This is a genomic window from Streptomyces sp. NPDC102259, assembly GCF_044766465.1.
Lineage (GTDB): Bacteria > Actinomycetota > Actinomycetes > Streptomycetales > Streptomycetaceae > Streptomyces.
This window is the reverse complement of record NZ_JBIWMA010000058.1, coordinates 1-9,248: the sequence shown is the minus strand read 5'-3', so window position 1 is coordinate 9,248 and position 9,248 is coordinate 1. Positions and strand designations below refer to the sequence as shown.

The 9,248-nt window shown below is 72.2% G+C and carries 8 protein-coding genes and 1 pseudogene; 5 read left to right on the top strand and 4 right to left on the bottom strand.

Annotated elements, in window-relative coordinates; all coding sequences use genetic code 11:
- Positions 1 to 158: 158 nt before the first annotated feature.
- Positions 159 to 1,103: a MerR family transcriptional regulator gene (locus ACIRPU_RS44190; RefSeq protein ID WP_403878874.1), complete on the bottom strand. Its 945-nt coding sequence runs from the start codon at positions 1,101 to 1,103 to the stop codon at positions 159 to 161.
- A 116-nt stretch (positions 1,104 to 1,219) separates the two neighbouring features.
- On the opposite strand from ACIRPU_RS44190, the gene ACIRPU_RS44185 reads away from it, so the two are divergent.
- On the top strand, positions 1,220 to 2,731 hold the full coding sequence (locus ACIRPU_RS44185) for an alpha/beta hydrolase (protein WP_403878868.1): 1,512 nt from the start codon (positions 1,220 to 1,222) through the stop codon (positions 2,729 to 2,731).
- A 192-nt stretch (positions 2,732 to 2,923) separates the two neighbouring features.
- On the opposite strand, the gene ACIRPU_RS44180 is transcribed toward ACIRPU_RS44185, so the two are convergent.
- Complete coding sequence (locus tag ACIRPU_RS44180; RefSeq protein ID WP_403878865.1) at positions 2,924 to 3,517, bottom strand: VOC family protein; 594 nt, start codon at positions 3,515 to 3,517, stop codon at positions 2,924 to 2,926.
- Between the two features lie 259 nt (positions 3,518 to 3,776).
- On the opposite strand from ACIRPU_RS44180, the gene ACIRPU_RS44175 reads away from it, so the two are divergent.
- The 4 genes from ACIRPU_RS44175 to ACIRPU_RS44160 all read left to right on the top strand — a co-directional run bounded on the left by ACIRPU_RS44175 (position 3,777) and on the right by ACIRPU_RS44160 (position 7,658).
- Positions 3,777 to 4,922, top strand: coding sequence for an ABC transporter substrate-binding protein (locus ACIRPU_RS44175; RefSeq protein ID WP_403878871.1), 1,146 nt, complete (start codon positions 3,777 to 3,779; stop codon positions 4,920 to 4,922).
- 192 nt (positions 4,923 to 5,114) lie between these two features.
- A complete protein-coding gene (locus tag ACIRPU_RS44170; RefSeq protein WP_403878862.1) occupies positions 5,115 to 6,398 on the top strand; it encodes a sensor histidine kinase in 1,284 nt (427 codons plus the stop codon).
- The gene (locus ACIRPU_RS44165; protein ID WP_403878859.1) at positions 6,395 to 7,042 is read left to right on the top strand and encodes a response regulator; all 648 of its coding nucleotides are present in this window, start codon (positions 6,395 to 6,397) and stop codon (positions 7,040 to 7,042) included. The genes ACIRPU_RS44170 and ACIRPU_RS44165 overlap by 4 nt, the downstream gene beginning before the upstream one ends.
- Before the next feature lie 121 nt (positions 7,043 to 7,163).
- On the top strand, positions 7,164 to 7,658 hold the full coding sequence (locus ACIRPU_RS44160; RefSeq protein WP_403878856.1) for a MarR family winged helix-turn-helix transcriptional regulator: 495 nt from the start codon (positions 7,164 to 7,166) through the stop codon (positions 7,656 to 7,658).
- A gap of 290 nt (positions 7,659 to 7,948) precedes the next feature.
- On the opposite strand, the gene ACIRPU_RS44155 is transcribed toward ACIRPU_RS44160, so the two are convergent.
- Positions 7,949 to 8,992, bottom strand: coding sequence for a zinc-dependent alcohol dehydrogenase family protein (locus tag ACIRPU_RS44155; RefSeq protein ID WP_403878853.1), 1,044 nt, complete (start codon positions 8,990 to 8,992; stop codon positions 7,949 to 7,951).
- A gap of 156 nt (positions 8,993 to 9,148) precedes the next feature.
- A pseudogene (locus ACIRPU_RS44150) lies at positions 9,149 to 9,248 on the bottom strand (IS481 family transposase); the annotation flags it as partial.

The following is a 9,248-nucleotide window of genomic DNA, read 5'->3' as shown; positions in this document are numbered from 1 at the left end:
TCGCTACGACAAGACACGCGAGTCCTACCACGCCGCCGTCACCATCGCCTCAATCCTGCTCTGGATCTGACCTTTGAAGACGATCTCTAGGGCCTATGGTTTGGATCGTCGGTCTGGCAGCGGCCACCGCCGTGTCCGCGTCGTCCGGGGCACGTGTCCTACGCCGCTCCGGCGTTGTCCCGCTCCAGTGCCGTGCGCAGCCAGTGGTCCGCGGAGCCCGGGGTCGGCTCCGGTCGGCCGCCCGGCGGCGTGAGCACCACGGCCGTCAGCTCCCAGTACCGGTCCAGACGCGGCCCGGCCGCGAGCCGCGCGGCCAGCAGGCGGCGGAACTCCCGGGTGTCCCGGCTGCCGTACGCGCTCGCGTACGCCGCCACGTAGGCGTCCAGCGCCTCGCCCAGGTGCGGATCCCGTGTCCGGCGCAGCTGCGGTCCCGCGAGCTCGTACGCCTCGGCGAGGCCCGCGTACAGCACGGCCGCCCCACGGGCCCCGGCCACCTGGTGCACCTCCGGCTGCGGCTGCCGGCCGCCCGTGCAGGGGGCCGTCGTCATCGCGTGCAGCCGGGCGAAGGCGAGCACCTGCGCCGGGTCCGGCTCGTCCGGCGGCTGCGGAACGGCCACCTCAAGGAACGCCGCCATCGCCCGGGCCGGCATCCGCGGCGGCAGCCAGGCGCGCCAGAACCGGGCCAGGGGTGCGGTACTCGGCGGGCTGCTCACCGCGCCGATCAGCAGCAGCCGGTCGGCCCGCTCCGCGGGCGGGCACTCCCCCACCAGCCGCAGCGCCGCCTCGCGCCAGCGCAACGTCTTCAGTTCGGCGCCCAGTTCGCGCAGACGGCCCGCGACGGCGTCCTCCAGGCCACGGCTCGCCGCGCCCTCGTCCTCAAGGACCCGGCGCACCTCGGGCAGCGGTAGGTCGAGCGCGCGCAGGGAGCGGATCAGGCGCAGCCGCTCCAGCGCCTCGCGGCCGTACCGGCGGTGCCCGCCGCCGCTGCGGGAGGCCTCGGGCAGCAGACCCCGGTCGGAGTAGAAGCGGACGGTTTTCACGGTGACACCCGCGCGCTCGGCGAGCTCGCCGATGCTCCAGAGAACCTCGTGCGACGTGGACAGTTGAACCTCCCTCTGGGGGAGTTCCTACGGTACCGGGGCGCGGGCCGGGCGATCGCCCCGGTCGGCGCATCACGGCGTACGCGACCGGCGCGACGTCATGTGACCGAGGGAGTGTCATGACAGTGTTCGTCATGGTGGCAGGCGTGTTCACCGGCGCCCATGTCTGGCAGGAGACGGCCGAGCGGCTGGCCGCGGCGGGCAACGAGGTGCACGCGGTCCCGCTCACCGGAATCGACGCGGCCCGCCCCGCCGCCTCGGCCCGCGTCGATCTGGAGACACACATCGCGGACGTGATCGCGGTGATCGACGCGGCGTCCGGCCGGGAGATCGTGCTCGTCGGTCACGACTACGGCATCCATCCGGTGATCGGCGCCGTCGACCGGCGGTCGGAGCGCGTCGCCCGGGTCGTGTACCTGGACTGCGGGATGCCGCAGAACGGCGTCCCGGCGCTGGCCGCCGTACCGGACCAGGCACTGCGCGCACAGCTGGCCGGGCAGGCCCAACACGGTGATGAAGAAGGCGAGTTGGCACCGCCGACCCGTGACGAGTGGCAGCGCTGGGGCAGTACCGCCGACGTCTCCGACGCGGCACTGGACCGGCTCACCGCCCTTGCCGCGCCGCAGCCGCTGGGCACCCTGCTCCAGCCGCTGCGGCTGACCGGAGCGGGGGCCGCGGTTCCCACCACCGGCGTGCTGTGCACGCGCAACGGCGCCGGCATCGACGTGGTGCAACGGCTCGTCGACTTCGGCGACCCCACGCTGGCGGCCCTGACCGACCCTCAGGTCACCTTCTTCGAACTGCCCACGGGGCACTGGCCGATGCTGTCCAGCCCCGCCGGACTCGCCGACGTCCTGTTGCGGGCCGCGGCCGGCGAGGGGCGCCGCCTGCGACCGGTCGGCGTCGCCGCGCCGCCCGCCCATCTGCGCCCGTTCCCGTTGGACGTGCCGGAGCTGCCCCGGGACCGCAGGGGGTCCGTCGACCTGTACGTGCCCGACGCCGAGGGCCCGCGACCGGCCGTGGTCTTCGTGCACGGCGGTCCGGTGCCCGCCGGGGCCCGGCCGACCCCGCGCGACTGGCCGACCCTGGTGGGGTACGCCCGGCTGGCGGCCGCCGAGGGCATGGTCGGCGTGACCCTCGACCACCGGCTGCACGACGTCGCCGACTACGAGCGCGCCGCCGCGGACGTGACCGCCGCGGTGGAGCAGGTGCGGGCCGATCCCCGGGTGGACGCCGACCGGGTCGCCCTGTGGTTCTTCTCCGGCGGCGGCCTGCTCACGGCGGACTGGCTGACGGAGCCGCCGGCCTGGCTGCGCTGCCTGGCCGCCTCCTACCCGATCCTGGCGCCGCTGCCCAACTGGGGGCTGACCGGCACCCGGTTCCGCCCGGACCGGGCTGTCGCGCACGCGGGCACGCTGCCCGTCGTCCTCCTCCGTGCGGGGCGGGAGACACCCGAGATCGCCGCTTCCGTGGAGGCGTTCGTGACCGCGGCCAAGGACTGCGGGGCGCAGCTGGAACTGGTCGACCTCCCGAACAGCCACCACGGTTTCGAGACCGTCGATCTGCCCGAGGAGGTTCGCCCGGCTCTGCGCCACGCGATGCGCTCGGTGGTGACCCACTTGACCGACTGACGCCCGGCCTGCGGGGGGCGCCGTCGACGACATCGAGGACGTCGTTGCCCGCCTGCGCGCCCACGGCGCCGCCCGCACCCGGTCGACGCCCGCCACGGCACCGCCGCATCGAACACCCGGCGCACCTCGCCCGGTCCGCAGCCCTGAGCGAGACCGCGTCGGGCCGTTCGACGCCGGCGAGGCAGCCAGGGGTCAGCACGTGATGTGGAACTCGTTCCCGCCGGCGTCGAGGAACTCGCCGGGTTCCCCGTCGCGACGGGTGACCTCCAGGCGCAGCCTGTTCCGCCCCGCCTTCGGCGCCGCGGGCGGCCCCATCACCAGTGAGACCGTGCTGGTGGGCCGTCGGCGCAGTCGGACGCACCCGCTGGGGGACTCGGCCTCGCGCCAGTCGGCCCGGGACTGCCAGAAGGCCCGCTGCGCGTAGAGGTCCTCCTCGCCGACGTCGAGGCAGATCGCGACCAGGCCGGAGTCGGCGAGCACGCCGGGGTGACCGGGGCGCAGCACGCAGAACTCGTTGCCCTCCGGATCGGCCAGCACGTCCCACGGGACGTCGCCCTGGCCGATGTCGACCCGCGTCGCACCGAGTGTGAGCAGGCGCGCCACCTCTGCCTCCCAGTCCGGCCCCCCGGCCAGGTCGAGGTGGAGTCGGTTCTTGTGCGCCGTCTTCGGCCTCGCGGTCGGCACGAACCGCATCCGCAGGCCGTCCATCCGACCCCGCGTCGCGTCCAGCCAAAAGCGTTCCATGCGCGCGATGTCCAGCGCGTCGATCACGATCCCGGTCAGCATCCCGCCCCCAGCCTCGAACCCGTCACCTGCTCATTGTCCCCATCCGTCGGCGTCAGCCTCGCTGACCGGCGTCAAAGCAGCGGCAGTAGACCGGCCCGCCGGGGGCGTTCAACCGATCGGTGGAACGGGACTTCCACCTCCCGAGGAGCCGGTCTCTCCGTACGGGCGACGCGAAGCCGGGCTCGGGCGCATCAGAATGACGACCGCCCCCCAGCGTGCCGGGCACCGTTCGCCCCCCATGAAACGAGGTCTCCTCGGCATGTCCACCTTCCCCAGCAGGCGACGCCTGCTTTCCGTAGGTGCCGGTGCCGCTCTCGGCGCCGGCGCGTTCGGCGCCTCAGCTGTCCCGGCTTCTGCCTCCCCCGCCGCGCCGCAGCGTTCGGCCGGGCCGGAGGAGACCCGGACGCTCGACGAGCTGTACCGGGCCGCCCTCGCGGAGGGCGGGAAGCTCGTCGTCTACGCCGGCGGTGACACCCCGACCCAGCAGGACGGCACCAAGGCGGCCTTCAAGGCCCGCTTCCCGGACATCGACCTGACCCTGATCGTCGACTACAGCAAGTACCACGACGTCCGCGTCGACAACCAGTTCGCCACCGACACCCTCGTCCCCGACGTCGTGCAGCTCCAGACGCTTCAGGACTTCGTCCGCTGGAAGCAGCAGGGCAGGCTGCTGCACTACCGGCCGGCCGGGTTCTCGAAGGTTCATGACGCGTTCAAGGACCCGCAGGGCGCCTGGGTGGCCGACGGAGTGATCGCCTTCGGCTCCCTGTACGACACGGCGGCCGTGGGCTCGGACGCACCGCGCAGCCCGCTCGACCTGACCGACCCGAAATGGAAGGGCAGGATCGCCTCGTCCTACCCGCACGACGACGACGCGGTCCTCTACCTCTACTCGCTGTACGCCCAGAAGTACGGCTGGCAGTGGATTGCCGAGCTCGCGGCCCAGGACGTGCGGTTCGCGCGAGGCAGCAACTCACCGAGCCAAGCCGTCCTCGCCGGGCAGAAGGCGATCGGCATCGGCACCTCGGGCTCGATGGTCCCCTCCTCGTCGTCCCCCACGAAGTTCGTGATCGCCGAGGGGCACCCGTTCATGGCCTGGGGCCAGCGCTTGGCCGTCCTCAAACAGGCCAAGAACTCCACGGCCGCCAAGCTGTTCCTCAACTGGCAGCTGTCCACCGAGTCGCAGAAGAGGGCCTTCAACGGCTGGTCGGTGCGCACCGACGTCGCACCCCCGGCCGGTGTGAAGCCGATCTGGGAGTACCCCGACGCCCACGTGGACGGCTTCCCCCGCTTCATGGCCGACCGTGCGGGGGTGGAGCGCTGGAAGCAGACCTTCGCCCTGTACTTCGGCGAGGTCAAGGGCGATCCCACACCCGGCTGGCTCGGACTGCACCCCGGAGCCTAGCCACCGACTGTTCCCCGGCCCGCCCGCCGCCCGTCGCTCGCCGCCCGTCGCCCTCCGTGCGCGGCGGACGGCGGACTGCGGGCGACCGGCGACCGGCGACCGGCGACCGGCGACCGGCGACCGGCGACCGGCGACCGGCCAGTCTTCACAGTGGTCATACAAGTGGCGGATAGACTCGGCTCCCCTGTCCCGATGGATCATTCGTCCAGGGGGTTCGCCGTGTCCCACCCCGGCCCCGCCGACGCTTTCGCGCCGGGCCTCCGCAGCCGGTTCACCACGAAGTTCCTGCCGCACTGCGTGTTCTTCCTTGCCGTCGGCGGCGGGATGGTCCGCCTGGTCCGTCTGAACAGCCCTCTGTGCTGGGACATCGTGACCGTCAGCGGGCTGCTCGCCGTGACGTATGCGGCAGGCCTCGCGCTCTGGAGCAAGCTGGGCAGACTCGCCCGGCATGCCTGGGTCATGAGCCTCCTCCTGCTGTGGGCGATCCTCGTCCACCTCAACCCACCGCCCCTGACCGGCGCCTATGTCTGGTGTGCGGTACCGCTGGCGTGCGTCGCCCTGCGCACGCTCGGGACGAGGGCGGCCCATGTCGCGGTGCTGGCCATCACGCTCCTCCTGGTCGGCCAACTGACCCGGAACACAGGGGGATTCGATCCGGAGATGGTGCTCGTCCCGGTGGCGGCCGTCTGGGGCACCGTGGCGCTGTACCGGGCGCAACAACGCAGCCTCGTGGAGCGCCGGCGACTGATCGAGGAACTGCGCGGCACTCGGGACGTGCTCGCGGACGAGCGGCACCGGACCGGTGTGCTGGAGGAACGCGCGCGCATCGCCCGGGACCTGCACGACACCCTCGCCCAGGAACTGTCCGGCAGCCTGATGCTGCTCCAGGCGGCCGACCGGGACTGGACAGAACGGCCCGATGTGGCGCGGGTCCGGGTCCGTGCGGTCGCAGACGCCCTGGACACGGGACTCGCAGAGACCCGCCGGATGATCCGGGACCTCACCCCGGTCACGGTCGCCGAAGCCGGGCTGGAGGACTCCCTGCGGCTGCTCTGCGCCCGAACCCAACTGGAAGGAGCCGCGATGCGGGTGCAGTTCCGCTCGACCGGAACCCGCCCCTCCCAACTGGACGAAGAAGCGGCGACGGCTCTGTTCCGCGTGGCACAGAGCACGCTGGCGAACGTCCGCGAACACGCACGGGCCGCCAACCTGCTCGTGACACTGCACCATCACCCGGATCACACCGAGCTGGACGTGTACGACGACGGCGTCGGCTTCGACCTCGCCCACACGGGCGGGGCGACCCGGTCGGGCCGGGGGTTCGGTCTCCCCGCGGCCCGGGCGCGGATGCGCGAGGGCGGCGGGGATCTGCGGGTGGACAGCCTGCCCGGCCGGGGTACGCGGGTCCGGGCCACCCTGCCCGCCTGCCGTCGGTCCGGCGCGGCCGTGCCCGTGCCCGCGGCGGCGAGCGGATGACCGGCTCTCCGCTGCGGCTGCTGATCGCCGATGACCACGTGGTGGTCCGGGCCGGACTGCGGGCCCTGCTCGAGGGCGCCGCGGGTCTCGACGTGATCGGGGAGGCGGACAGCGGCGAGGAAGCGGTGCGCCTCGCGATCGAGTTGGCGCCCGATGTCGTGCTGATGGACCTGCGGTTCGCGGGTGCTGAGCGCGGCATCGACGGCGTCGAGGCGGTCCGCCGGCTGGCCTCCGAGGCCCCGGGGATGCCCGTGGTGATGCTGACCAGCTATTCCGGACGCGCCGATGTAGTCCGCGCGCTGGAGGCAGGCGCCCGCGGCTACGTCCTCAAGGCGGGCCGCCCCGAGGAACTCTTCCGGGCCGTGCGCAGCGCCGCCGAGGGCGGCTTCGGCCTCGCTCCGGAGCTGGTGGGCCACCTGGTGGGCCAAGTCACCAGCCCTGCGGCAGAGTTGACGCAACGTGAGGCGCAGGTCGTCCGCCTGATGGCCGACGGACACGGCAACCGCTCCATCGCGCAGTCCCTGCATCTGAGCGAGGCGACGGTCAAGACCCATCTGATACGCGTCTACCGGAAACTCGGTGTGGACAACAGGACGGCCGCGGTGACCGAGGCGGTCCGTCGGGGCCTGCTGGAACTCGGTTAGACAGGTACCGCTCAGGCCTCCCTGTTCGCTCTCGACATCCGCCGCCGGACACCTGCCGGTCACCCCACAGTGCATGATCGGTACGTTGACACCGGGGGGCGACGAGAGAGGCGGCAGCGCGGTGAGTGAGGGAGCTGGGATCTCGACGGCGAAGGAGGCTGCGGATCATGCTTTGGTCCTGGCCTTCGGCCGTCTACAGGGGGCGGCCAACCGGTTGGAATACATCCTCGGCCGGGCGCTCGAACAGGAGTGCGGGATCAGCCACCTCACCTACGAGGTCCTGCTCATTCTCGGGCGGGCGGGCGATCCGGGGCTGCCGATGCGGGCGATCGCCCAGGAGCAGGTGCTGACGACCGGTGGCGCGACGCGGCTGGTGGACCGCATGGAGGCCGCCGGCCTGGTCGAGCGCAGGGAGTCCCCCGACGACCGGCGTGGGCGGCTGGTCCGGCTCACACCGCTGGGCGCGGAGACCACGGTGCGCGCTTCCCGGATCCACGTGGAGAACATCGAGCGGTACTTCCTGAACCCCCTTCCCGCAGAGGATCGCGAACGGTTCACGGAGGACCTGCGCATCCTCAGTCACGCGGCGCGCGACCTGCTCCCGCGACTTCCCTGAGGCGGCCGCCACCGGGGGCTCCGACGCGGCGAAGCCGAGCGAGGGGCACGTGTGAGACGTGTAGGGCGCATGGAGTGCCGTACGCCTGGAAAGTAACTGACACGTCAGGCACTCTGGGTGGTGTCAGTCGCCAGTCGCCTCGATGAGGTGGCGCCACCCCCCGTCGCCAGGGCCTTCCGTCGCCCTCGCCGACCCCGTGCCGTCGAAGGCGCACACACCTCCTGAGGGAGCCGGCCTTCGCCCCGAGGGGTGCGGACGAGGCCGCACCCCTCGGGGCGCACTTCGGCGGGTCAGCTCTTGACGAGGACCTTGAGGCTCTTGCGGTCGGCCATGTCCTGGTAGCCGGCCGGGACGCCGTCGAGGTCGGTGGTGACGTCGAAGACCTTCCCCGGCTCGATGGTGCCGTTCAGGATGTCGGGCATCAGTTCCTCGATGTAGGCCCGGACGGGGGCCGGTCCGCCGGCCAGGCGCAGGTTGTGCCGGAACAGGCTGCCGAAGCCGATCGGCGCCTCCTCGTACTGCGGCACGCCGACCCGGCTGATGACGCCGCCCGGGCGGACGATCCCGACGGCCTGCTCGTAGGCGGGCATGTTGCCGACACACTCCAGGACCACGTGCGTGCCGTGTCCACCGGTGAGCTCGCGGGCCTGGGCGATGCCTTCCTCGCCACGGGCGGAGACGACGTCGGTGGCGCCGAACTCCCGGCCGAGGTCGGTGCGCGCCTGGTGACGGCCCATGAGAACGATCTGCTCGGCGCCCAGGCGCTTCGCCGACAGCACCGCCAGCAGACCGACGGCGCCGTCACCGATCACGGTGACCTTGCTGCGCTTGTTGACACCACCCATGACTGCGGCGTGGTAGCCGGTGCCGAACACGTCCGACAGCGTCAGCAGGGACGGGACGAGGGCCGAGTCCGGCGCGACGGGGAGCTTGACGAGGGTGCCGTCGGCGAGCGGGACACGGACCGCTTCGGCCTGACCGCCCTCTTCCGGCTCGCCGTCCCAGAAGTTGGCCTGCGGGTGGGCGCAGGAGGTGTGCAGGCCCTCGCGGCAGAACTCACAGGTGTTGTCCGAGATGGCGAACGGAGCGACGACCAGGTCGCCCCGCTTGACGGTGCTCACCTCGGAGCCGATGTCCTCGACGACGCCGATGAACTCGTGCCCCATCCGGGCCGGCCCGTCCTCCGGCTTCGCCGAGGCGTAGGGCCACAGGTCGCTTCCGCAGACACAGGAGGCGGTGACGCGGACCAGCGCGTCGGTGGGCTGCTTGATGGCGGAGTCGGGCACGTTCTCGACTCGGACGTCGCCGGCGCCGTACAGGAGGGTTGCGCGCATGAGAGTTCTCCGATGGGTCGTGTTGCTCGTGTTGCTCTTACGTGTCGCGGATGGTTCGCGTGGGGTGTTCGTCTTAGGGGGTGGGTGTCCGAGGGCTGTGACAGCACTCCTGGAAGAAGCGCGCTCGGTTGTCCCGACACCGGCATCCTCGGCGCGCTAGATGTATTGACCCGCAGCGTTGTTGACGCGGCTGATGGGTGGCTGGCCGCCGAGAGCGGTGTGGCAGCGGTGGTGGTTGTAGGTGTGCAGGAAGTCT